Source organism: Massilia horti (assembly GCF_004614195.1).
In the GTDB taxonomy this organism is placed as follows: Bacteria; Pseudomonadota; Gammaproteobacteria; order Burkholderiales; family Burkholderiaceae_D; genus Telluria; species Telluria horti.
Genome location: NZ_SPUM01000068.1, coordinates 22563 through 43464, shown reverse-complemented (window position 1 = coordinate 43464; position 20902 = coordinate 22563). Strand labels below are relative to the sequence as shown.

The 20902-nt window shown below is 65.8% G+C and carries 25 protein-coding genes; 13 read left to right on the top strand and 12 right to left on the bottom strand.

All coding sequences use genetic code 11. The features are described 5' to 3' along the window. The 10 genes from E4O92_RS11280 to fliR form a co-directional block, all read left to right on the top strand. Nucleotides 1-1039 (top strand): FliI/YscN family ATPase (locus E4O92_RS11280; protein ID WP_135189874.1); only part of this gene is annotated, 1039 nt, incomplete at its 5' end. A gap of 36 nt (nucleotides 1040-1075) precedes the next feature. Continuing rightward, nucleotides 1076-1519, top strand: coding sequence for a flagellar export protein FliJ (gene fliJ, locus E4O92_RS11275; RefSeq protein WP_135189873.1), 444 nt, complete (start codon nucleotides 1076-1078; stop codon nucleotides 1517-1519). Next, a complete protein-coding gene (locus tag E4O92_RS11270) occupies nucleotides 1519-2718 on the top strand; it encodes a flagellar hook-length control protein FliK (RefSeq protein ID WP_135189872.1) in 1200 nt (399 codons plus the stop codon). Before fliJ ends, E4O92_RS11270 begins: the two co-directional genes overlap by 1 nt. Before the next feature lie 281 nt (nucleotides 2719-2999). Next, on the top strand, nucleotides 3000-3488 hold the full coding sequence (gene fliL, locus E4O92_RS11265) for a flagellar basal body-associated protein FliL (protein ID WP_135189871.1): 489 nt from the start codon (nucleotides 3000-3002) through the stop codon (nucleotides 3486-3488). 8 nt (nucleotides 3489-3496) lie between these two features. After that, nucleotides 3497-4477, top strand: coding sequence for a flagellar motor switch protein FliM (gene fliM / locus E4O92_RS11260; RefSeq protein ID WP_135189870.1), 981 nt, complete (start codon nucleotides 3497-3499; stop codon nucleotides 4475-4477). 18 nt (nucleotides 4478-4495) lie between these two features. Next, the gene (fliN, locus tag E4O92_RS11255) at nucleotides 4496-4918 is read left to right on the top strand and encodes a flagellar motor switch protein FliN (RefSeq protein ID WP_135189869.1); all 423 of its coding nucleotides are present in this window, start codon (nucleotides 4496-4498) and stop codon (nucleotides 4916-4918) included. 92 nt (nucleotides 4919-5010) lie between these two features. After that, nucleotides 5011-5475, top strand: a complete 465-nt coding sequence (gene fliO, locus E4O92_RS11250) for a flagellar biosynthetic protein FliO (RefSeq protein ID WP_229483255.1) — start codon at nucleotides 5011-5013, stop codon at nucleotides 5473-5475. Beyond that, nucleotides 5465-6205 (top strand): flagellar type III secretion system pore protein FliP, encoded by a 741-nt coding sequence (fliP, locus tag E4O92_RS11245; protein WP_135189867.1) that lies wholly within the window; start codon nucleotides 5465-5467, stop codon nucleotides 6203-6205. Before fliO ends, fliP begins: the two co-directional genes overlap by 11 nt. A 10-nt stretch (nucleotides 6206-6215) precedes the next feature. After that, nucleotides 6216-6485: a flagellar biosynthesis protein FliQ gene (gene fliQ, locus E4O92_RS11240; protein WP_135189866.1), complete on the top strand. Its 270-nt coding sequence runs from the start codon at nucleotides 6216-6218 to the stop codon at nucleotides 6483-6485. Between the two features lie 158 nt (nucleotides 6486-6643). Beyond that, on the top strand, nucleotides 6644-7459 hold the full coding sequence (fliR, locus tag E4O92_RS11235) for a flagellar biosynthetic protein FliR (RefSeq protein ID WP_135189865.1): 816 nt from the start codon (nucleotides 6644-6646) through the stop codon (nucleotides 7457-7459). Here fliR and flgL read toward each other — a convergent pair. The 11 genes from flgL to flgB all read right to left on the bottom strand — a co-directional run bounded on the left by flgL (nucleotide 7444) and on the right by flgB (nucleotide 18209). Next, on the bottom strand, nucleotides 7444-8670 hold the full coding sequence (gene flgL, locus E4O92_RS11230) for a flagellar hook-associated protein FlgL (RefSeq protein ID WP_135189864.1): 1227 nt from the start codon (nucleotides 8668-8670) through the stop codon (nucleotides 7444-7446). The two genes, fliR and flgL, sit on opposite strands and share 16 nt — an antisense overlap. Nucleotides 8671-8684: 14 nt before the next feature. After that, a complete protein-coding gene (gene flgK, locus E4O92_RS11225) occupies nucleotides 8685-10631 on the bottom strand; it encodes a flagellar hook-associated protein FlgK (RefSeq protein WP_135189863.1) in 1947 nt (648 codons plus the stop codon). A gap of 82 nt (nucleotides 10632-10713) precedes the next feature. Further along, nucleotides 10714-11607: a flagellar assembly peptidoglycan hydrolase FlgJ gene (flgJ, locus tag E4O92_RS11220; RefSeq protein WP_135189862.1), complete on the bottom strand. Its 894-nt coding sequence runs from the start codon at nucleotides 11605-11607 to the stop codon at nucleotides 10714-10716. 9 nt (nucleotides 11608-11616) lie between these two features. After that, nucleotides 11617-12726, bottom strand: a complete 1110-nt coding sequence (locus E4O92_RS11215; RefSeq protein ID WP_135189861.1) for a flagellar basal body P-ring protein FlgI — start codon at nucleotides 12724-12726, stop codon at nucleotides 11617-11619. A gap of 8 nt (nucleotides 12727-12734) precedes the next feature. Beyond that, nucleotides 12735-13382: a flagellar basal body L-ring protein FlgH gene (locus E4O92_RS11210; RefSeq protein WP_135189860.1), complete on the bottom strand. Its 648-nt coding sequence runs from the start codon at nucleotides 13380-13382 to the stop codon at nucleotides 12735-12737. Further along, nucleotides 13379-14161: a flagellar basal-body rod protein FlgG gene (gene flgG, locus E4O92_RS11205; protein ID WP_135189859.1), complete on the bottom strand. Its 783-nt coding sequence runs from the start codon at nucleotides 14159-14161 to the stop codon at nucleotides 13379-13381. The genes E4O92_RS11210 and flgG overlap by 4 nt, the downstream gene beginning before the upstream one ends. 64 nt (nucleotides 14162-14225) lie before the next feature. Next, the gene (gene flgF / locus E4O92_RS11200) at nucleotides 14226-14966 is read right to left on the bottom strand and encodes a flagellar basal-body rod protein FlgF (RefSeq protein WP_135189858.1); all 741 of its coding nucleotides are present in this window, start codon (nucleotides 14964-14966) and stop codon (nucleotides 14226-14228) included. A gap of 138 nt (nucleotides 14967-15104) precedes the next feature. Then, on the bottom strand, nucleotides 15105-16631 hold the full coding sequence (locus tag E4O92_RS11195) for a flagellar hook protein FlgE (RefSeq protein ID WP_135189857.1): 1527 nt from the start codon (nucleotides 16629-16631) through the stop codon (nucleotides 15105-15107). A 29-nt stretch (nucleotides 16632-16660) separates the two neighbouring features. Beyond that, nucleotides 16661-17368, bottom strand: coding sequence for a flagellar hook assembly protein FlgD (locus tag E4O92_RS11190; protein WP_135189856.1), 708 nt, complete (start codon nucleotides 17366-17368; stop codon nucleotides 16661-16663). 14 nt (nucleotides 17369-17382) lie between these two features. Then, nucleotides 17383-17784 carry a flagellar basal body rod protein FlgC gene (gene flgC / locus E4O92_RS11185; protein ID WP_135189855.1) on the bottom strand — a complete coding sequence of 134 codons (402 nt, stop codon included), beginning with the start codon at nucleotides 17782-17784 and terminating at the stop codon, nucleotides 17383-17385. A 2-nt stretch (nucleotides 17785-17786) separates the two neighbouring features. Continuing rightward, nucleotides 17787-18209, bottom strand: a complete 423-nt coding sequence (gene flgB / locus E4O92_RS11180; RefSeq protein WP_135189854.1) for a flagellar basal body rod protein FlgB — start codon at nucleotides 18207-18209, stop codon at nucleotides 17787-17789. A gap of 140 nt (nucleotides 18210-18349) precedes the next feature. Between flgB and flgA the strand changes: the two genes are divergently transcribed. The 3 genes from flgA (at nucleotide 18350) to E4O92_RS11165 (ending at nucleotide 19946) form a co-directional block, all read left to right on the top strand. Further along, complete coding sequence (flgA, locus tag E4O92_RS11175) at nucleotides 18350-19066, top strand: flagellar basal body P-ring formation chaperone FlgA (protein ID WP_135189853.1); 717 nt, start codon at nucleotides 18350-18352, stop codon at nucleotides 19064-19066. Between the two features lie 94 nt (nucleotides 19067-19160). After that, nucleotides 19161-19466 carry a flagellar biosynthesis anti-sigma factor FlgM gene (gene flgM / locus E4O92_RS11170; RefSeq protein ID WP_135189852.1) on the top strand — a complete coding sequence of 102 codons (306 nt, stop codon included), beginning with the start codon at nucleotides 19161-19163 and terminating at the stop codon, nucleotides 19464-19466. 6 nt (nucleotides 19467-19472) lie between these two features. Further along, entirely contained in the window at nucleotides 19473-19946 is a 474-nt protein-coding gene (locus E4O92_RS11165) for a flagella synthesis protein FlgN (protein WP_135189851.1), read from the top strand. Between the two features lie 203 nt (nucleotides 19947-20149). Here E4O92_RS11165 and motD read toward each other — a convergent pair whose 3' ends face one another. Next, complete coding sequence (motD, locus tag E4O92_RS11160; RefSeq protein WP_135189850.1) at nucleotides 20150-20902, bottom strand: flagellar motor protein MotD; 753 nt, start codon at nucleotides 20900-20902, stop codon at nucleotides 20150-20152.

Sequence of the window (20902 nt, the reverse complement as noted above, 5' to 3'; positions counted from 1 at the left end):
GCTGCCGGTGGGAAGCAGCCTGCTGGGGCGCGTGGTCGACGGGGCCGGCCGCCCGCTCGACGGCCTCGGTGCGCTCGGCGCAGGCGAGGTCGCGCCGATCAACTCGCGCCCGATCAACCCGCTCGACCGGGCGCCGATCCGCGACACCCTCGACGTGGGCGTACGCGCGATCAACGCCATGCTCACGGTCGGCCGCGGCCAGCGCCTCGGCCTGTTCGCCGGCACCGGCGTCGGCAAGTCGGTGCTGCTGGGGATGATCGCCCGTTACACCAGCGCCGACGTGATCGTGGTCGGCCTGATCGGCGAACGGGGACGCGAGGTCAAGGACTTCATCGAACAGATCCTCGGACCAGTGGGCCTGGCCAGGTCGTGCGTGGTGGCGGCGCCGGCCGACAGCCCACCGCTGATGCGCCTGCAGGGCGCGGCCTACGCCACCGCGATCGCCGAGCACTTCCGCGACCAGGGCAAGAACGTACTCCTGATCATGGACTCTCTGACCCGCTACGCGATGGCCCAGCGCGAGATCGCGCTGGCGATCGGCGAGCCGCCTGCCACCAAGGGCTATCCGCCATCGGTGTTCGCCAAGCTGCCGATCCTGGTCGAACGGGCTGGCAACGGGACCGTGGGAGGCGGCTCGATCACCGCCTTCTACACTGTGCTGTCGGAAGGCGACGACCAGCAGGACCCGATCGCCGACGCCGCGCGCGGTATCCTGGACGGCCACATCGTCCTGGACCGCAAGCTGGCCGAGGCCGGCCACTACCCGGCGATCGACATCGAACAGTCGATCAGCCGCGCCATGCACTCGATCACCTCAACCGAGCACCAGCAGGCCGCGCGCAAGCTCAAGCAGCTGTACTCGCGCTACGAACGCTCGCGCGACCTGATCAGCGTGGGCGCCTACGCGCCCGGCAGCGACCCGCTAGTCGACCAGGCCATCGCCAAGCACGACCAGATCGAGACATTCCTGTGCCAGGAAATCGAAGAAAAGGTTGACATGCTGCAGAGCTTGGGCCAACTTACCTCGCTGTTTGACTGATTGGCGAGCCCAGGCGCCGCCTATACTTGAGGCACCATGGCTACTGTCTCCGCCCTCGACACCCTGATCGACCTCGCCCAGCGCGACGTCGACGCCGCCGCCAAGCGCCTTGGCGCGGCGCTGCAGCAGGTCGACGCGGCGCAGCAGAAGCTGCACATGCTGCTCGGCTACCGCGACGAATACTCGGCCAAGCTGGAAGCGGCGCAGAAGAACGGCATGACCCCGCTCGCGTACCACAACTTCGTCGCCTTCCTGGCCAAGCTCGACAACGCGGTGGCCGGCCAGCGCGAAGTACTCAAGCACGCGCAGTACAAGAGCGGCGTCGAAAAGCAGGCGTGGCAGGCGAGTGAACGCAAGCGGCTGTCATACCGCACCCTTTCCGAGCGCGCCGCGCAAGAGGCGCTCAAGCTCGACAACCAGCGCGACCAGAAGCTGATGGATGCGCACGCGGCGCGCAGCGCGCACTACAAGAACATATGATGGATACCCCTACCCTTCCGATCCGGGCCACCACCGGCATATCGCCGCAGCTGGAAAACACGGCCGTCCCTGGCGATTCGGACGCCGGCCAGTTCAGCGCCGCGCTCGCACGCGAGGTGGCGCAGCGCCAGGAAGCATCGGCGCCGCCCCCGGCCGACAAGCCGGCCGCGCCTGCAGCCAGCGCGAGCGAGCCGGCCAAGCCGGTGCGGGCGGCACCGGACGACTCCACAGGCAAGACCGCGAACGCGAGCGACGCTGGCGAGGATGACGATGGAACCGAACACCCCATCGCGGCCCAGGTGACCGACATGCTCGCGCTGGTGGCGAGCCTGAACCTGCCGCCGCAGGCGAACCCCGCCGCGCCGGCCAGCCAGCCCGCCGAGACGCCCCTGCCCGCGCACGGCACGACCGACGCCATCCCCGGCACTGTCGCGAAAGGCCTCGGCACGAAAGGCACCGGCAAGGACGGCGCGCCGATGGCTGGCAGGGCATTCGATGCCGCAGCCCGGTCGCACAACCCGGCCAAGGCCACCGTCACGCCCGCGGTCGAACACAAGGGCCCGGCCAAGGAAGGCTTCGATCTGCGCACCGGCGCCGAAGCGCTGCCGGACAAATTCAAGGTGCAGCCAACGATGACGCAGGCCGCGCAGGAACGCGCGGCGGTGGAAGCGGCGGCCCACCAGGAACTGGCGCCGATCGCAACGACACTGGCCCAGGTCGCGCCGCTGGCAGCGCAGGCGGCCGGCGTGGCCGCCGACCACCTGCCGGCGCGCGTGGGCAGCGCCGCCTGGGACCAGCAGGTTGGACAGAAGATCGTCTGGATGGTGGCGGGCGAAGAACAAAGCGCATCGCTGACGCTGAATCCGCCCGACCTGGGTCCGCTGAAAGTGGTCCTGAGTGTGACCAACGACCAGGCCAGCGTCGCGTTCTCGGCCAACCAGCTGGAAGTGCGGCAGGCGCTGGAAAACGCGCTGCCGCGGCTGCGCGAGATGATGAGCGAAAGCGGCATCGCGCTGGGTAACGCAACGGTGGACGCCGGCATGCCGGACCAGCGCCAGGCGCAGGACGATGGATCGCGTGCGGGCGGCGGAGCGGGCACGCGGCATGACGACGCAGCCGGAACGCCCGACAGCGCGCCGCCTACCGTCACACGGGTCACCACGTTGGGCCCTCGCGGCGCGGTCGACACCTTCGCCTGACCGCAGGCGCAAACCGAAGTCCGACACGCGTGCGCGCCCACGTAGGGTGCGCACCTGTGCGCACGCGGTACGTGTGCGTACCCGAGCCAACGATATTCAACCGTACCGCGTGCGCACAGGGTGCGCACCCTACGCCTTAGCAAAAACCGCGAAGAAACAACGAGATACCCGTTCTTCCCCCCTTTATTCCTCCCTTTCCGCTGCCCAGTTGCACCCGATAATGCCATAATGACGGCACGATCCACGAGCAGATCCGAGGCATCTTGAAAGCGAATCCGAAAATGAAGGCTGACCCGAAACCGGAAGCGGCAGCACGCAAACCGACGAAAATACTGATCATCGCCGGCGTCGCCGTGCTCGCCCTGCTGGCCGGTGGCGGCGGCGCGGCCTGGTTCTTCATGAAGGACGACGACGCGGCCCCCGTCAAGAAGGAGCGCCGCACGTCCAGGGCCGCCCCGCCGGAATACGTCACGGTCGAACCGTTCACGGTCAATCTGCAGCCGGAAAACGGCGACCAGTACCTGCAGGTGCAGTTCACGCTGCAGGTGTCGAGCCCGGAACAGGTGGAAGTCTTCAAGGCCAACATGGCGCAGGTGCGCAGCCGCGTGCTGCTGCTCCTGTCCGGTAAAAAGGCCTCGGACATCAACACCGTCGAAGGCAAGCGCCACCTCGCCGGCGAAATCCTCACCGCCCTGAAAGAACCGTTCGTCGAGAAGGGCGAGCAGCAGGACGTGACCGACGTACTGTTTACCTCGTTTATCATCCAGTAAGCTGCAACATGGCCGATAATTTCCTCTCCCAGGAAGAAGTCGACGCCCTCCTCAAGGGCGTGAACGGCGACCAGGACGACATCGCCGCGCCGGAAGACACTTCGGGAGTCCGCACCTACAACCTGGCCACGCAGGAGCGCATCGTGCGTGGCCGCATGCCGACGCTCGAGATCATCAACGAGCGCTTCGCCAGGTACTTGCGGGTCGGCCTGTTTAACTTCCTGCGCCGCAGCGCCGAAGTCTCGGTCGGCTCGGTGCGGGTGTCCAAGTACAGCGAATTCATTCGCAACCTGGTGGTCCCGACCAACCTGAACCTGGTGCACATGAAGCCGCTGCGCGGCACCGCGCTGATGGTGTTCGACCCGGGCCTGGTGTTCCTGCTGGTCGATAACCTGTTCGGCGGCGACGGGCGCTTCCACACTCGGGTCGAGGGACGCGACTTTACCCAGACCGAGCAGCGCATCATCATGCGCATCCTGGACATCGTGTTCGAGGCCTACGCCAAGTCGTGGGAACCGGTGTACCCGATCGAATTCGAATACATCCGCTCGGAGATGAACACCCAGTTCGCCAACATCGCGACCCCGAACGAGGTCGTGGTGTCGTGCACCTTCACGGTCGAACTGGGCTCGGTATCGGGCCAGATCCACTTCTGCATGCCGTACTCGATGATCGAGCCGATCCGCGACGCGCTGACCTCCAGCATCCAGGGCGAGGCGCTGGAAGTGGACAAGCGCTGGGTGCGGCTGATGACCCAACAGATCCAGGTCGCCGAAGTCGAACTGGTGGCGGTGCTCGGCCACGGCAAGGTCAACTTCGACGAGATCCTCAACATGAAGGTCGGCGACGTCATCCCGATTACGATGGCCGAACAGATCCAGGCCACCGTGGACGGCGTGCCGGTCATGGACTGCAGCTACGGTGTATTCAACGGCCAATACGCGCTGAAGGTCGAAAAACTGCTGGCCAACAGCGACAGCATGAAATAAGCAACACAGGAGAAGCACATGTCAGACACCCAGGACGACCAGAGCCTCGACGACGATTGGGGCGCGGCGATCGCCGAACAGGCGGCGGCGGAAGCGGCGGCGCTGCAAAAGCAGCAGGCCGCGGCATCGGCCGCCGTGTTCCAGGACTTTTCGAACAAGGGGCCGCGACCGGAGACCCCGAACGACATCGACTTCATCCTCGACATCCCGGTCCAGCTCACAGTGGAACTGGGACGCACCAAGATCGCGATCAAGAACCTGCTGCAGCTGGCGCAGGGCTCGGTGGTCGAGCTCGACGGCCTGGCCGGCGAGCCGATGGACGTGCTGGTCAACGGCTGCCTGATCGCGCAGGGCGAAGTGGTGGTCGTGAACGACAAGTTCGGCATCCGCCTGACGGACATCATCACCCCCTCGGAACGGATACGAAAGCTGAACAAATGAAGTTGCGCGAAATCGTAGGGTGCGTGCGGCCGGCGAGGACCGTGCGCACGCGGACGGCCGCGTCACGTTGGCGCCAAACCATACCCGAAAAAATGCGCCCCCTGCTGTGCACTGCCCTGCTGGCGCTGCCGTTGGCCGTCTGCGCGCAGGCGACGACACCCGCCCAACCGGCCGCGGTGCCCCCGGTGACTGCGATGGCCGTTCAAACCGCCCCGGCCGCGACAGGCAGCCTGCTGCAAACCCTGCTCGCCCTGATCTTCGTGCTCGGGCTGCTGGCCGCGCTGGCGTGGTTCCTGAAACGCTTCGCGCCCCGCGCCGGCACTGGCGGGGCCAACCTGCGCCTGGTCGGCGCGCTCAACATCGGCGGACGCGAACGCATCATGGTCGTCGAAGTCGGCGAGCAGTGGATCGTGGTCGGCGCCTCGCCCGGGCGCATCAACGCGCTGGCCACCATGCCCAAACAGCAAGGCATCGAGCCCGAGGCAGCCGCCCAGCCGCCGGCGGCTGCCTTTGCCGACTGGCTCAAACAGACGATCGACAAACGTAATGCGAAATAAAAAGCTCCTGCTGGCGGCGGGCCTGCTGGCCCTGCCGCTGCTGGCCGTCGCCGCCCCCGGAATCCCCGCCTTCACCAGCAGCCCCGCCCCCGGCGGCGGCACCGCCTGGACCCTGCCGGTCCAGACCCTGCTCCTGATGACGGCGCTGACCTTCCTGCCGGCGGCGCTCCTGATGATGACCAGCTTCACCCGCATCATCATCGTGCTGTCGCTGCTGCGCCAGGCGCTGGGCACCCAGACCGCCCCGCCGAACCAGGTGATGGTCGGACTGGCCCTGTTCCTGACCCTGTTCGTGATGGGCCCGACCTTCGACAAGATCTATACCGAAGCCTACCAGCCGCTCCAGGAAAACCGGATCCAGATGGGCGAGGCGATGGACAAGGCGGCCGCGCCGCTCAAGGCATTCATGCTCAAGCAGACGCGCCAGGCCGACCTGGCGCTGTTCGTCAAGATCTCGCGCTCGCCCGCGCTGCAGGGCCCGGACGACGTGCCGCTGCGCGTGCTGATCCCGGCCTTCGTCACGAGCGAACTCAAGACCGCGTTCCAGATCGGCTTTGCGATCTTCATCCCGTTCCTGATCATCGACATGGTGGTCGCCTCGGTGCTCATGTCGATGGGCATGATGATGATGTCGCCAGCGGTGATCTCGCTGCCGTTCAAGCTGATGCTGTTCGTGCTGGTGGATGGCTGGCAGCTGCTGCTCGGTTCTTTGTCCCAGAGTTTTTACTAAGGAGCCGAGAGTGACGCCCGAAAGCGTAATGACGATGGCACGCACCGCGATGCAGGTGACGCTGATGATCTCGGCGCCGCTGCTGCTGGTGGCGCTGGCGGTCGGCCTGGTGGTGAGCATCTTCCAGGCCGCGACCCAGATCAACGAGGCGACGCTCTCGTTCATCCCCAAGCTGGTTGCGGTATTCCTGGCGCTGGTGATCGCGGGGCCGTGGATGCTGTCGGTCATGACCGACTACATGCGCCAGGTGTTTACCGGCATTCCCGGCATGATCGGCTAATGACGCGCGACCACCGTAGGGTGCGCACCTGTGCGCACGCGGACACCGTATGCGCTCTTGCGGCTTCCGAGCAGGCCTGCCGGGTGTGCGAACCGCGTGCGCACAGGTCCTCGGCGGCCCCGCGCCCCCTACGATTTGCTTAACCGCGCCTCCACCCCATGATCACCCTCACGACCATCCAGCTCAATACCTGGATCGCCGCCCTGCTCTGGCCCTTGTCACGCATCCTCGGCCTGCTCGCGGCGGCGCCGGTGTTCGGCCACGCCAGCGTGCCGATCTCTATCAAGATCGCGCTCGGCGTGCTGCTGGCGGCGATCATCGCGCCCACCGTCCCGGCGCTGCCGGCGGCCGACCCGGCCTCCTGGGCTGGCCTGTTGATCCTGGCGCAGGAACTGGTGACGGGCCTGGCCATGGGCTTTGCCATGCGCCTGGTGTTCGCCGCCATCGAATTCGCCGGTGAGGTGGTCAGCTCGACCATGGGCCTGTCCTTTGCCAGCTTTTTCGACCCCAACACCCACGGCCGCTCGTCGGCGGTCAGCCAGTTCCTGGCGCTGGTCGCGACCATGGCTTTCCTCGCGGTGAACGGGCACCTGGTGCTGTTGGAGGCGCTGGCCGAAAGCTTCGTCACGTTGCCGGTGTCCGCCACGCCGGCAGGCATTGGTGCGCCGCTCGAACTGGCACGATGGGGTGGCAAGATTTTCTCCGCCGGCCTGCAGATCGCCATGCCGGTCATCGCCGCGCTGTTGATCACCAACGTCGCGCTGGGTATCCTGACCCGCGCCGCGCCGCAGCTGAACATCTTCGGTATCGGTTTTCCGATCACGCTGGGCGTCGGCTTTTTGACGATCAGCCTGGCCCTGCCCTACCTCGGCACGCCGATGCAGAACCTGTTCCACCAGGGGATCGATGCGGCGCGCACGCTCCCAGGCGCAGCAAGCGTGCGGCCTGCGGCCGCAGGTCAGAAGTTCAGATAGTTAAACAGCGACAGGCCGGACACGGACTTGAATGACTGCTGCGCCGCCTGCAGCGTCATCTGCTGCTGCAGGAACAGCGAGATCGCCTTGGTATAGTCCAGGTCCTGCAGGGTGCCGAGGGTGGCGGTGTACTGGATGTCCAGGTCGTCGCCGCTGCTGTCGAGATAGTCGAGTTCCTTCAAACGCGCGCCGACCGATGCCTCCACCGTCAACACGTTGTCGAGCGAGTTCTTCAAGTTCAGACTGGCCGTGTTCAGCCCGTTGGCCAGCGCGGCCTTGCCGCTCGAGCCCTCGGCCGGCGCGCGCAGCGTTGCGATCAGGTTGGTGATCGTCTCGAATATCGACTGCTTCTGGCTCGGCTGAACCGTGAACGTGTCGCCGTCGGCCGGGTCGCCCTTGATGTCAAACGACATGCCGTCGAACGTGATCGACGCCCCCGCCTGGTACGGCGCGCCAGTGACCACCGTGCTGGGCGGCGTTGCACTGTTGTCGACCACGTCGTAGGTGGTGACCGGCGGCGAGCCGGTCACCGCAAAGCTGATCGCATAATCGTGCCCGGTCAGCTTGCTCCTGTCGGTCACCGCGCCCGGCGAGATGATGCCCGAGCCGGTGTTGGCGGCCGCGGCCAGGGTCTGGAAATCGCCGTTGCCGGTCAGGTTGGCCTCGAAGATCGCGCTGCCGTTCTCGGATACCCCCATCTTGCGTGCCGAACCCACCTGCATGCTGCGATTGCCCTGGTCTCCCTGGTACTGGGCGCCGGTCGGCGTCTGGCTGAACGGCTGGGTGGTCGTCATGTAGCCCGAAAACAGGTAGCCGCCGATGCCGTCGGCAGTGTTGGCCAGGCCCAGCAGGTCGGTCAGCCGGCCTTCCAGTTCGGTCGCCTTGGCCGCGCGGTCGGTCGGGGTATAGGTACCGTTGCCGGCATCGACCACCAGCGACTGGACATCCTGGATCAGGCCGACCACGCCCATCAGGGTCTGGTCGACCAGGGACAGCGACGCGCGCGCATTCTGGCGATTGGTGCCGAACTGAGTGTTCATCGACTGCGACTGGGTCACCTCCAGCGCGCGCGCCGAGGCGATCGGGTCGTCGGCGGCGGTCAACAGGCGGCGCTGCGCCGAGAGCTGCATCTGGGTCCGGGACAGCTGGCTCTGCAAGGTGCCGATCTGGGTGGTCGCGGTCTCGAACAAGGTCTTGGTGCTGATGCGCATGGGGGGCTCCGGAATTAGCGGCCGATCGCCAGGATGGCGTTGAAGATGGTGTCGGCGATCTGCATCACCTTGCTGGCGGCCTGGTAGGCTTGCTGGTACTTGAGCAGGTTGGCCGCTTCCTCGTCCAGGTTCACGCCCGAGACATCCTCCGCCGCGCCTTGGGCCTGGGCCAGCTGCGCCTTGCTGGCTTCGGCATTGACCTGCACTTCGCGCGCCTTGTTGCCGATCCGGGCGACCAGGTCCGCGTAGGCCGATTGATAGGTCGTGCTGCCGCTGTTGAAAATGTTCTTCGACTGCAGGCCGGCGAGCAGGCCCGCGTTGCGCACGTCGCCCAGGCCCGTGTTGGGCTCGATGACGAACTGGTCGCCGTCGGCCGGTTTGCCGTTCATGCTAAAGCTCATGCCGGCGACCGTATAGCTGGCGCCGGCCGTGAACGGCACCGCCGCGCCGGCAGCGTATGTGGTGGTCACGCCACCCGCTACCACCGTCACCGGCTGCGTAGCGGGAAAGCCCGTGATGCTGCCGGTCGCGCTGTCGAACGCCAGCGTCAAAGGGCCAGCCAGCTTGTTCGCCAGGTAGTTGGCATCGACCGTGCCCTCGCTGATCGTGCCGGTGCCCTTGTTGGCGAGCGGTACCTTGGTGCGGATCGGCGCGGCAGCGGCGATCTGTGACGAGCTGGTGATCGCCACCTTGAAGCTGGCGGCGCCGTTGCTGGTCGGGCGCACCAGGAAGCTGTCGCGTGGCGCCGCGCTGCCACTGATCGAAAAATCCACACCATCGATCGTCTGGGGAACGGTCTGCGGAAATGGCGCGATCTTGGTCTTCTGGTTGTCCGACAGGCGGGTGACGGTGAAGTCGGTGCCATCGAAGTCGACCTGGTAGTCGCTGGTGGTCAGTTGGGTCGCGTCGCTGATCTTGGCAGTGACGGTCGTGGTGCTGCTCTGGTTGTTGTTGAAGTTCTTGCTGACGAACGGGTCGGCCACGCTGAAGAAGTCGCCGCCGAAATTGCCGTCGGCGTCAAGGCCAAGGTGGTGCTGGGCATTGAAGGTCTCGGCCAAGCCAATCGCGATCCGGCCCAGCGAGTTCTGCGCCAGGTCGAGCGACTTGGAGCGGAACTCCAGCAACCCGCCCAGTTCGCCGCCGGTGAGCGCGCTATCGGCCAGCACCGTGACCTTGTCGCCGGTGACATAGCCGACCTCCACCCGGGTCAGGTCGGTCGGGGAAGTGGTCGCGGCCAGCTCGAACGCCCTCTTGCCGACCACCAGCGGCTGGCCGTTGCCGATCGAGATCGTCAAGCTGTTGTTATCGGCCTGGCTCACGGTCGCCTTGATGTGCTTGTTCAGCTCCATCACCAGCTGGTCGCGCTGGTCCATCAGGTCATTCGGCTGGCGCAGGTCGCCGCCGGACGCCAGCGCGATCTGGTCGTTCAGCTTCGCGATCTGCTGGGCGTAGGTATTGATCACGGTGACGTTGGAGGTGATCTGACCGTTCACGCCCTGGCGGATATCCTCCATACGGGCGTTCATCGCCTGGAACCGCGCCGCCAAAATATCGGCCGAGGTGAGCAGCGTGCCGCGCGCAGGCACACCCGCGCTGGGTTGCGTGAGGTCGTGCACACTGCCGAAAAAGCCCTGCAACGCCGGCGACAGGCCGGTGGTGGAGTCTGCCAGCAGGTTGTCGATCTGGCTGATCTGGGCGTTGTAGGTATCCATTGCGCTGCTCGACGCCTGGGCGGTGCGCACCTGGGCATTGAGGAACTCGTCGGTATAGCGCTTGACCTGGGCGATCTGGGTGCCGTTCCCGAGAAAGCCATAGCCCTGGCCCATTGCGATCGCGGTCGACTGCACCACCCCCTGGCGGCTGTAGCCGGCCACGTTGGCGTTGGTGATGTTATGGCCGGTCGTGGACAGGGCAGCCTGCGCCGCGAACAAACCGGACTTGCCGATGCTAAGAAGGGACATGGTAACTCTTTCCGTTATCTATGCTATTTACGGCAAAACCGTCCAAAACTTGATTGGTCAAACTTGCAACACGCTGTCCCCTTCATACCAGCGAATGCTTGATGATCTTGGCCAGCTTGACGGCGTAGTGCGGGTCGGTCGCATAGCCCGCGCGCTGCAGGCCGTGGGCGAAGGTGGCCGCGTCGCCGCCGTGCGCCAGCACCTTCTCGTAGCGCGGGTTCGTGCTGAGCATCCTGGCGTAATCCTTGAACGCGTCCGCATACGAATCGTACGCACGGAACTTCTCGACCCGCTGGTGCGGCTTGCCGTTCACGTATTCGGTGGTGACCGCGGTGGCCACCTTGCCCTTCCAGCCCGGCCCGGCCTTGATGCCGAACAGGTTGTGACTGGTGCTGCCGTCGGAATTGCGGATCACGCGCTTGCCCCATCCGGTCTCCAGCGCCGCCTGGCCCAGCATGAACTTGGCCGGCACGCCGGTGGCACGCTCGGCCTCCTCGGCATGCGACGCCAGCTTTTCCTGGAACGAGCGCACGTGCGGCGCCTGGTGCCCGGCTCCCGCCGCTGGCGCCTTGGCCCCGCCTGTTGTATTCAACTTTGCCGCCGCGTCCAGCGCGGCCGGCGTTGCGCCTTCCTGCTGCCCGCCGCCGATCGCCAGCGCCTGCGCGTTCACGCTTTGCGCCGTCATCTGGCGCACCAGCATGTCGGCAAGACCAATGCCGCGTTTGGCCAGGTTCTGGCTCATCTGCTGGTCGAGCATGGTCGTAAACGTTTTGGTCTGCTGGTTGTCCAGCATGCCCTCCTGCGGCGTGGCCTCGCGCATCGACTTCATCATCATGTTGATGAACATCGCCTCGAACTGGGTGGCCGCGCCGCGCAGGGCTTCGGGCGAGCCGTCCTTGGCCGATTGCTTCAGGTCGCCCAGGCTCTTGGTATCGAGCGCCAGTTTGCCGGAGAGGTCAGAACCGTTCGAAATCATCTAGCCACCTCAAATGATCTCGAGTTCGGCGCGCAGCGAACCGGCGGCCTTGAGCGCCTGCAGGATCGCCAGCAGGTCCTGCGGCGTGGCCCCGATCGCGTTCATCGCCTTGACCACTTCGGCCAGCGAAGCGCCGCCCTTGACCAGCACCACCTTGCCCGGGTCCTTCTTCAGTTCCACCGTCGGGTTCTGGGTGACCACGGTCGCGCCGCGGCTGCCAGGCGCCGGCTGGCTGACCTGGGTGTCGGCGCCGATCGTGACCGACAGGTTGCCATGCGAGATCGCGCAGGTTTCGAGCGAGACCGCCTGGTTCATCACCACCGAGCCGGTGCGCGCGTTCAGGATCACCTTGGCCGCGGCCTGTGCCGGGCTCACTTCGAGCCCTTCGAGAATGCCGAGGAAGGCCACCCGCTGGTCGCTCGAGGACGGCGTGCGCACGCGGATCACGCGGCCGTCGAGCGCGGTCGCGATGCCCGGGCCGAACTTGTCGTTGATGGCCTCGACCACGCGTGCGGCGGTGGCGAAGTCGGTGGTGTTCAGTTCCAGGCGAATCTGGTTGTCCGCGCCCAGGTTGGATGCGACCTCGCGCTCGACCGTGGCCCCGGCCGAGATGCGCCCCACCGCCAACTGGTTGACCTGCACCTGCGCGCCGCCCGCGCCGGCGCCGGCGCCGCCGACCAGCACGTTCCCCTGCGCCATCGCATACACCTGGCCGTCCGCGCCCTGCAGCGGCGTCATGAGCAGCGTGCCGCCGCGCAGGCTCTTGGCATTGCCCATCGACGAAACAGTCACGTCGATCGTCTGGCCCGGCTGCGCGAACGCCGGCAGCGAAGCGGTGACCATCACCGCGGCCACGTTCTTGAGCTGCAGCTGGGTGCCGGCCGGCAGGTTGACGCCCTTCTGGCGCAGCATCGACATGATCGACTGCACGGTGAACGGAGTCTGGGTGGTCTGGTCGCCAGTGCCGTCCAGGCCAACCACGATGCCGTAGCCGGACAGCTGGTTCTGGCGCACGCCGCCAATGCTGGCGAGGTCCTTCAGGCGCTCCGCCTGCGCGAACGGCGCCACGCCGGCCAGGAGCAGCCAGGCGAGGAACAACAGGGAGAACTTGGTGCGCATGGTCGATCTCAGAACGGCAGCAGCGACTGGAAGAAGCGCGACATCATCGAATTGAGCTCGGCGCGGTCGATCTGGCTGCTGGTGCGGTATTCGACGCGCGCGTCGGCCACCTGGGTCGACTGCACGATGTTCCCGGGCTGGATGGTGTCCGGGCTGATCATGCCCGAAAAGCGGATGAATTCGACGCCCTTGTTCATCGCGACCTGCTTTTCGCCGACCACGATCAGGTTCCCGTTCGGGAGCACTTCGCTGACCGTCACGCCCATCTGGCCGGTGAAGGTGTTCGACGCGCTCTGGTTGTCGCCGTCGGCGAACTTGGTGGCGGCGTTGGCCGACACCGTGCTGCCCAGGCGGCCCTGCAATATGCCCCCCGGCGTGCCGAAGCTGACGCTGCCGGTCTTGTTGCCCGAGCTGGCGCCCGCCTTCACGGCCGCCGTCTTTTCGACGATGTTAATGATCAGCATGTCGCCGATGTGGCGCGCGCGGTTGTCTTCGAACATGGGCCGGAACGTGCCGGCGTTGTAGATCGCGCCATCGCTCGGCGTGCCGGCATCGGCCAGCATCGGGCGCGCGCTGGTCGGGCGCTGCACGATCGAGCTGGGAACCGTGGAGCAGCCAGCCAGCGCGAAGAGCGCGATGAGGGTCAGGCGTTTCATAACTGGGACAGCTTTTGCAGCATCTGGTCGGACGTGGCGATGGCCTTGCTGTTGATTTCGTAAGCGCGCTGGGTCTGGATCATGTTGACCATCTCCTCGACCACGTTCACGTTCGAGGTCTCGACATACCCCTGCATCAGGATGCCGGCGCCGTTGGTGCCCGGCGTGTTGGTGGTCGCCGCGCCGGAAGCGGAAGATTCCATGTACAGGTTCTCGCCAAGCGACTCCAGGCCTGCGGGGTTCACGAAGGTTGACAGCTGCAGCGTGCCGATCTGGGTCATGACCACCGAGCCCGGCAGCTTGACCGAGACCGTGCCATCGCGGCCGACCGCCAGCTCCAGGGCGTTGGACGGCACCGTGATCGCCGGCTGCACCACGTAGCCGCTCGAAGTGACGAGCTGGCCGTTGGAATCGGTCTGGAACGAGCCGTCACGGGTGTAGGCGGTGGAGCCGTCCGGCAGCAGCACCTGGAAAAAGCCGGAGCCGTTGACCATCACGTCCTTCGAGTTGCCGGTCGACTGCGGGTTACCCTGGGTGAAAATGCGCTCGGTGGCGACGGCGTGCACGCCAGTGCCGATCTGCAGGCCCGATGGCAGGTTGGTCTGCTGCGAGGACTGGGCGCCGGGCTGGCGGATGTTCTGGTACAGCAGGTCCTCGAACACCGCGCGCGATTTCTTGAAACCGTTGGTGCTGACGTTGGAGAGATTGTTGGTGATAACGTCGAGGTTGGTCTGCTGCGCTTCGAGGCCGGTCTTGGCAATGAACAGCGAACGGATCATGAGGTTCTCCTTTTGGGCGGCAGACAAAACCCGCCACGACAAATAAATTATGCAGGAGCAACACTCAAGTCAAAGCAAGGATCTGGGTGGCTTTTGCGGCGTTATTCTCGGCGTTCTTCAGCAGGCTCATTTGGGTCTCGAACGAACGCGCCAGGTTAATCATCGTCACCATCGAATCGACGGCCGAGACGTTGCTGCCCTCGAGGGTGCCATGCGCCACGGACACGAGCGGGTCGGCGGGCGCCGCGCTGCCGTCCTTCATGCGAAACAGGCCGTCGTCGCCGCGCACCATATCGGCCTCCTGCGGATTGACCAGCTTGAGGCGCCCGAGCACGGTGGCCGGGCCGGGCGGCGTGGTGGTGGCGATGGTCGAGACGGTGCCATCGGCGCCGATCGACACGGTGACGTCGGGCGGGATGCTGATCGGACCGCCCTCGCCCTGGATGGTCAAGCCCGCCGCCGATTGCAGCAGGCCGTTCGGGTTCATTTGCAAGGCGCCGTTGCGGGTGTAGGCCTCGGTCCCGTCGGGCAGCTGCAGCGCCAACCAGCCCTTGCCCTTGATCGCCACGTCCAGGTCGCGGCCGGTGATCTGCAGCGGGCCCTGGGAAAAATCGGCGCCGACGGTGTTATCGACAACGAAGGTGCGCGTGGGCAGGCCCTCGCTTTGCACCGGCACGGCGCGGAAGGTATCGATCTGGGCGCGAAAGCCGGTGGTGCTGACGTTGGCGAGATTGTTCGAGGTCGTCGCCTGCTGCTCCAGGATATGCTTTGCGCCGCTCGCGGCGGTGTAAATCAACCGATCCATGTCATTTCCCGTAGGGTGCGCACCTGTGCGCACGCGGTTCGCGAACGTAGCGTAGTGAAGCGTCAGCCGCAAGTGAGCATGCGGTGACCGCGTGCGCACAGGTGCGCACCCTACGGAGAATCATCTCAACCTGCCCCATTAACGCATGTTCACCAGCGTCTGCAGCACCGAGTCCTGGGTCTTGATGGTCTGCGCATTGGCCTGGTACACGCGCTGCGCGGTGATCATGTTCACCAGTTCCGCGGTCAGGTCGACGTTGGAGGCTTCCACCGCCGACGATTGCAGCACGCCCAACCCGCCCGAGTTGGGGGTGCCGACCAGCGGCAAGCCCGAGGTCGAGGTTTCGGCCCAGGCGTTGTTCCCGAGCGGCTCCAGCCCGTTCGGGTTGGAAAAGTTCACCAGCACGATCTGCCCCAGCGGCTGCGCCTTGCCGTTGCTGTACTGGCCGAGGATGACGCCGTCCGGTCCCGCCGCGAAGCGCATCAGGTGCCCCGCCGTGTAGCCGTCCTGGGTGGTCTTCTTCTCGCTGGTGTCGGCGCCGTATTGCGTGGTCCCGGTGAAGTTCAGGCTGATCGACTGGCTCGGGTTCGCGCCGGTCGGCGGATAGATCGGGAAGTTGAAGGTCAGCGGCAGCGTCTGCGGCGACATCAGGGTCGCGGACAGCGCGCCGTTGCTGTCGAAGTTCAGGTGGCCCACCGATATCGCCGGCACCTTGACCGCCCCCGAAATCGCCTTGTCCACGTCCGCCGGGGTGTAGCCGGCCGTGTTGCCCGCGCTGGTGGCGGCGTTGCCGATCGCGGTCACGGTGGCGGGACTTGCGCCGGCGGCCTGGGCCGCAGCCACCACCGCGGCCGATGCCGCGGTCGCGTAGTTGGCCAATGCAGTGGCCACCGCTCCCGGGTTGGCCGGCACCGCCTTGGTGGCGGCAGTCCAGGCGTCGCGCGCGGTGACAGCGGCCGCGTTGGCCTGCGCGGACGCGGCCACCGCCTGGTTGGTGATCTCGACGCCGTCGCTGGATACGTACACGTCCCAATTCCCGGCGCCGGTTTTCACGTAGTACAGCGACATCACGTGCGCATTGCCCAGCGTGTCGTAGACGTCGATCGGCACCTGCTTGTTATAGGTGGTGGGGTCGGTCGCGTCGAACGGGATGTTTTGCGGGACCGCGCTGCTCGAGTTCAGGTTCATGCTGGTGTCGATCTTGGAGGTCGGCACCGGCTTGAGGTCGGCGGTGTTGATCTGCAGCGGGATCGGGGCGCCGGCCAGCACCTGGCCGGTCGGACCGATGCCGTAGCCGGTCAGCTTGGCGCCCTGGGCGTTGACCATGTAACCGTCCTTGTCTAGAGAGAACTGGCCGTTGCGCGAGTATTGCGCCAGGCCCGACAGGTCGGTACGGAAGAAGCCGGCGCCGTTGATGGCGATGTCCAGCGGATTGTTCGACGTTTCCAGGTTGCCCTGGCTGAACTGCTGGGCGATGTTCGTCACCTTGGTGCCGATGCCCGCGGAAAGGCCGCCGGCACCGTTGAGCGAACTGGCATAGACGTCCGCGAACTGCGCCTGGCCGCCCTTGAAGCCGACGGTGCTGGCGTTGGCGATGTTATTGCCGATCACATCCAGCGATTTCGCCGCGCCGTTCAGGCCGGAGAGCCCTTGTTGAAAAGACATGCTGTTCTCCTAAGAATTGGTAGACGCCCTTACAGGACTTGCTTGATGTCGGCCAGCGCGATCGGGCCCTTGATGCCGAGATTGAGTTTGACGCCGTTGCTGCCGCCGGTGGTCACGCTGGCCACACTGTCCAGCGACAAGCCCTTGGCATCGTTCAGTTGCTGGCCGCCGCGCGTGGCGACCACGCGGAACGTGTATTGGCCGTCGGCCAGGGTGACCGGCTTGCCTTCGCTGTCCAGGTTGTCCGGATCGGGCGTACCGTCCCACGCCAGCGGCACCGTGCCGGCCTGCTGCGCGCCGAGCTCGATCGTCTCCACGTCCTTGCCGGTCTTCGGGTCGGTGATGATGACCTGCACGTTGTCGGCCGCCGATGCCAGCTCGACGCCCATCACGGCGTGGCCGCCGTGCAGGTAGGCGTAATTACCCTCGATCAGCACGCCGCGGCCGATCAGGTTGGTCGCGGTCATGGCTTCCGAACTCTGGTAACTGGCCTTGAGCGTTTCGAGCGTCGCGTTCAGCTTGTTCACGCCGGTCACGGTCGACAGTTGCGCCAACTGGCTGGTCACCTGTGCGTTGTCGAGCGGGTTGAGCGGATCCTGGTTCTTCAGCTGGGTGACCAGCAGGGTCATGAACTTGTCGGTGTCGGCCGACACGCTATCCAGCGCGGCAGGCGGCTTGGCGTTCATCGTCGCCATCAGGTCGTTGATCGTCGAGGGATTGTTATTTACGGCGGTCATTTTTATTCCTGTTGTTACTGACCGATGGTCAAGGTCTTGAGCAGCATGGTCTTGGCTGCGTTCATCGTCTCGACGTTGGTCTGGTACGAGCGCGAGGCCGAGAGCATGTTGACCATCTCGTCCACCACGTTCACGTTCGGCATCGTCACATAGCCCTTGTCATCGGCCAGCGGATGCTTGGGGTCGTACACCTGCTTGCCCGGCGACGGGTCTTCCACCACCTGCTGCACCTTGACCGCGGTGCCGCCGGTGGCCAGCGGCACGGACTCGAACACCACCTGCTTGGCGCGGTAGGCTTCGCCGCTGGCGCTGGTGGCGCTGTCGGCGTTGGCCAGGTTGCTGGCCACGGTGTTCAGGCGCTGCGCCTGGGCGCTCATGGCCGAACCGGACACGTTGAAGATGTTAAACAGCGACATGATTATTGGCCTCCCTGGATCGCCGCCAGCATGGCGCGGATCTGGTGGTTGATCATCGAAATGCCCGCTTCGTAGCGCAGGCCGTTGTCGGCGAACTGGTTGCGCTCGACGTCCATGTCGACCGTGTTGCCGTCGACCGCGCCCTGGACCACGCCGCGGTACAGCACCGGCGTGCCGTCGGGTAGCAGGTTGCCGTCCGGCGTACCCTGGGGGAGATGCGCCGGGCTGGTGGTGGAAAGCGGGCTGCCGGGGACGCTTGATCGCGCCAGCGCGCCTTGCAGGGCGCTGGCGAAATCGATGTCGCGCGCCTTGTAGTTGGGCGTATCGGCGTTCGCGATGTTCGACGCCAGCAGTTCCTGGCGTTGCGAGCGCAGCGACAGCGCCAATTCGTTGAAGCGCAGGTAATCGTCGAGTTTGCCAATCATGGCGCCTCCAGCCAGGATTCTTGTTGGGACAGCTTGGATCATACGACTGGGCAACATTGGGCAATCGAAGGATAAGGGCACCCAAACCGGGGCTTTTCTTAGTTTCACTATGGCAAAAGCGCGCCTAAGATGGCAGCATCATGAAATCCACGCTTCATATTGCGCTCCTGTTCGCCCTGCTGGCCGCCGGCGGCAGCGTCCTGGCCCAAGCGCCTGCGAGCGCCCAGGTAGCGCGCCAGGACAGCGCGCGGCTGCGCGCCGTCGTCGAACAATTCCTGGCCACCGAGACTGCCGGCCTGCCCGGCAAGGTGAGCGTGCAGGTCGGCCCGATCGACCAGCGCATGAGCCTGGCAAACTGCCCCGCCCCGCAAGCCTTCCTGCAGCCGGGCGCGCGCGCGTGGGGAAAAACAACAGTGGGCGTTCGCTGCACCCAGCCTTCCCCCTGGACCGTGTATATTCAGGCCCAGGTGAGCGTGGTGGCCGACTACGTCGCCGCGGCCGTGTCCTTGGCCCAGGGCCAGCCGCTCGAGGCCGGCCAACTGACGCTGGTGAAAGGCGACATTGCGGCAATGCCAAACGGCATCGTCACCGACATCGCGCAGGCGCTCGGCCGCAGCCCCACCGTGTCGCTGGCGGCCGGCACGCCGCTGCGGCTCGATACGCTCAAGGCGCGACCCGTGGTGCAGCAGGGCCAGACGGTGCGGCTGGTTTCCTCGGGCGCGGGCTTTTCGGTATCAAGCGAGGCGCGGGCGATCGGCAACGCCGGTGAAGGCCAGGTAGTGCAGGCCCGCACGGCGTCGGGGGCGATCGTCAGCGGCACCGCCCGGGCCGGTGGGCTGGTCGAAGTGGCTTTTTAAACAATATTCATCCGATTCACTAAAGTTTTTACGGGCGTGGCCGTAAATTGACGAAGAATCGGAGTTCCTGCTCCGCAGAGAGAAGGATGATGCTGTGAAAATCAACGATACACTCAAAAGCAACCCGGGCCTGCAGCCGGCCGGCACCCAGGCCGGCAATGCCCGCGCCGCGGACAAGGCCGCCACCACCGCGCCGGCCACGACCGATAGCGTGCGTCTATCGTCACAGGGCCAGGCCATGGCCAGCGCGGTCGGCGGCAGCGGCGCGACGTTCGACGTCAAGAAAGTCGAACGCATCAAGATGGCCATCGCCGACGGCCAGTTCCAGGTCAATTCCGAAAAGATCGCAGACGGCCTGCTCGACACCGTGCGCGATCTGTTGCATTCGCGCAAGCGCTAAACATTCATGAATCTCGCCAGTCCCAACGTAACTCTCCTCACTGAACAGCAACTGGTCGGCTCGCTGGTCGAGCTGATGCAACAAGAACAAGACTTGCTGATCAAGGCGGATGCCGAGGGCCTGGCGGCGCTGATGCCGCACAAATCGGAACTGGTGCAACAGCTGGCGAACCTGGCGGGCGAACGGCACAAGGCGCTGGGCGCGGCCGGATTTGCGGCGTCGGAAAGCGGGATGGAACCGTGGCTGGCGGCCAGCGGCGCGCCGGACGTGCGTGCGCAGTGGCAACAACTGCTGGGGCTGACGGCGCAGGCCAAGGAACTGAACCGCGTCAACGGCATGCTGATCAACAAGCAACTGGCGCACACCCGCGCGGCGCTGGGCGCGCTGCAAACGCCGGGCGAGGCGCCGGAGGCCGGGGTGTATGGGCCGGGCGGGCAGACCATCGGCGGCGGGCCGTCCAAGCGGTTTGTGGTCGGCTAAGCCCCTTCCCTTCGAATCACCGATGCGGCCGCTCATGCGGCCGTTTTCGTTTCATGAGTCAGCGACGCCACACCGCGTCCTGCAGCGGTCGTAGGGTGCGCACCTGTGCGCACGCGGTACGTTTGAATGCCGTTGGCGCCGGTAGGCACACGTACCGCGTGCGCACGGGTCCTCGGCGGCCCCGCGCCCCCTACGGCGGACGATCAGCGTGCGGGAACCTCGGCCGCGCCGTCGGGCAGCGCCGACAGGATCATGATCGCGACCCGCCGGTTGCGCGAGCGTCCCGCATCGTCGTTATTCGGCGCCACCGGCTGGTTGGCGCCATTGCCCACCGCCGTCAGCCGGCCTTCGGCCACGCCGCCTTCGATGAACAGCCGCACCACGCTGCTCGCGCGCACGGCCGACAGTTCCCAGTTCGACGGATAGCGCGCATTGCTGATCGGGACGTTGTCGGTATGCCCCTCGACCCGGATCGCATGCGTGTCGTCCTTGAGCAGTTGCGCCACCGCGCGCAGCGCTTCCTTCGATTCGCCGGTCAACGCCGCATCGCCCGAATCGAACAGCACGCTCGCATTGATCTCGATGCTCACACCGCGCCCGCTCTGCGTCACCCTCACCTTGCCGGCCTTGATCAGCGGCGCCAGGGTGTTGCCCAGGTCGCGCGCAAGCGTGGCCAGGCGTTCGCGCTCGCGCTTGGCGCTTTCCGCGCGCTTGCGCTGCAAAAGACTGGTGAGCGGCAGTGGTTCGACCGTGCCGTTGGCCCGCGTCTCCTGGCCGGCGCGCCCGCCAAAGGCGTCGCCCAACGCGTCGGACAGCACCTTGTACTTGCCGTCGTTGACCACCGAGATCGCATACATCACGACAAAGAACGCGAACAGCAGCGTGATGAAATCGGCGTACGAGATCAGCCAGCGTTCGTGGTTCTCGACCGAGTCGTCGTAGCGTTTGCGCGCCAT

What these genes read in the sequence shown, in the direction of transcription:
- fliO (WP_229483255.1), top strand. Translation starts at nt 5,011, where the DNA reads ATGCGCCCCCTGCTGTGCACTGCCCTGCTGGCGCTGCCGTTGGCCGTC.
- fliL (WP_135189871.1), top strand. Translation starts at nt 3,000, where the DNA reads ATGAAGGCTGACCCGAAACCGGAAGCGGCAGCACGCAAACCGACGAAA.
- flgB (WP_135189854.1), bottom strand. Translation starts at nt 18,209, where the DNA reads ATGATTGGCAAACTCGACGATTACCTGCGCTTCAACGAATTGGCGCTG.
- fliN (WP_135189869.1), top strand. Translation starts at nt 4,496, where the DNA reads ATGTCAGACACCCAGGACGACCAGAGCCTCGACGACGATTGGGGCGCG.
- flgJ (WP_135189862.1), bottom strand. Translation starts at nt 11,607, where the DNA reads ATGATTTCGAACGGTTCTGACCTCTCCGGCAAACTGGCGCTCGATACC.
- motD (WP_135189850.1), bottom strand. Translation starts at nt 20,902, where the DNA reads ATGGCGCGCAAACGCTACGACGACTCGGTCGAGAACCACGAACGCTGG.
- E4O92_RS11215 (WP_135189861.1), bottom strand. Translation starts at nt 12,726, where the DNA reads ATGCGCACCAAGTTCTCCCTGTTGTTCCTCGCCTGGCTGCTCCTGGCC.
- E4O92_RS11270 (WP_135189872.1), top strand. Translation starts at nt 1,519, where the DNA reads ATGGATACCCCTACCCTTCCGATCCGGGCCACCACCGGCATATCGCCG.
- flgC (WP_135189855.1), bottom strand. Translation starts at nt 17,784, where the DNA reads ATGTCGCTGTTTAACATCTTCAACGTGTCCGGTTCGGCCATGAGCGCC.
- flgA (WP_135189853.1), top strand. Translation starts at nt 18,350, where the DNA reads ATGAAATCCACGCTTCATATTGCGCTCCTGTTCGCCCTGCTGGCCGCC.
- fliR (WP_135189865.1), top strand. Translation starts at nt 6,644, where the DNA reads ATGATCACCCTCACGACCATCCAGCTCAATACCTGGATCGCCGCCCTG.
- E4O92_RS11190 (WP_135189856.1), bottom strand. Translation starts at nt 17,368, where the DNA reads ATGACCGCCGTAAATAACAATCCCTCGACGATCAACGACCTGATGGCG.
- fliM (WP_135189870.1), top strand. Translation starts at nt 3,497, where the DNA reads ATGGCCGATAATTTCCTCTCCCAGGAAGAAGTCGACGCCCTCCTCAAG.
- E4O92_RS11195 (WP_135189857.1), bottom strand. Translation starts at nt 16,631, where the DNA reads ATGTCTTTTCAACAAGGGCTCTCCGGCCTGAACGGCGCGGCGAAATCG.
- E4O92_RS11210 (WP_135189860.1), bottom strand. Translation starts at nt 13,382, where the DNA reads ATGAAACGCCTGACCCTCATCGCGCTCTTCGCGCTGGCTGGCTGCTCC.
- fliP (WP_135189867.1), top strand. Translation starts at nt 5,465, where the DNA reads ATGCGAAATAAAAAGCTCCTGCTGGCGGCGGGCCTGCTGGCCCTGCCG.
- E4O92_RS11165 (WP_135189851.1), top strand. Translation starts at nt 19,473, where the DNA reads ATGAATCTCGCCAGTCCCAACGTAACTCTCCTCACTGAACAGCAACTG.
- flgG (WP_135189859.1), bottom strand. Translation starts at nt 14,161, where the DNA reads ATGATCCGTTCGCTGTTCATTGCCAAGACCGGCCTCGAAGCGCAGCAG.
- flgL (WP_135189864.1), bottom strand. Translation starts at nt 8,670, where the DNA reads ATGCGCATCAGCACCAAGACCTTGTTCGAGACCGCGACCACCCAGATC.
- flgK (WP_135189863.1), bottom strand. Translation starts at nt 10,631, where the DNA reads ATGTCCCTTCTTAGCATCGGCAAGTCCGGTTTGTTCGCGGCGCAGGCT.
- fliJ (WP_135189873.1), top strand. Translation starts at nt 1,076, where the DNA reads ATGGCTACTGTCTCCGCCCTCGACACCCTGATCGACCTCGCCCAGCGC.
- flgF (WP_135189858.1), bottom strand. Translation starts at nt 14,966, where the DNA reads ATGGATCGGTTGATTTACACCGCCGCGAGCGGCGCAAAGCATATCCTG.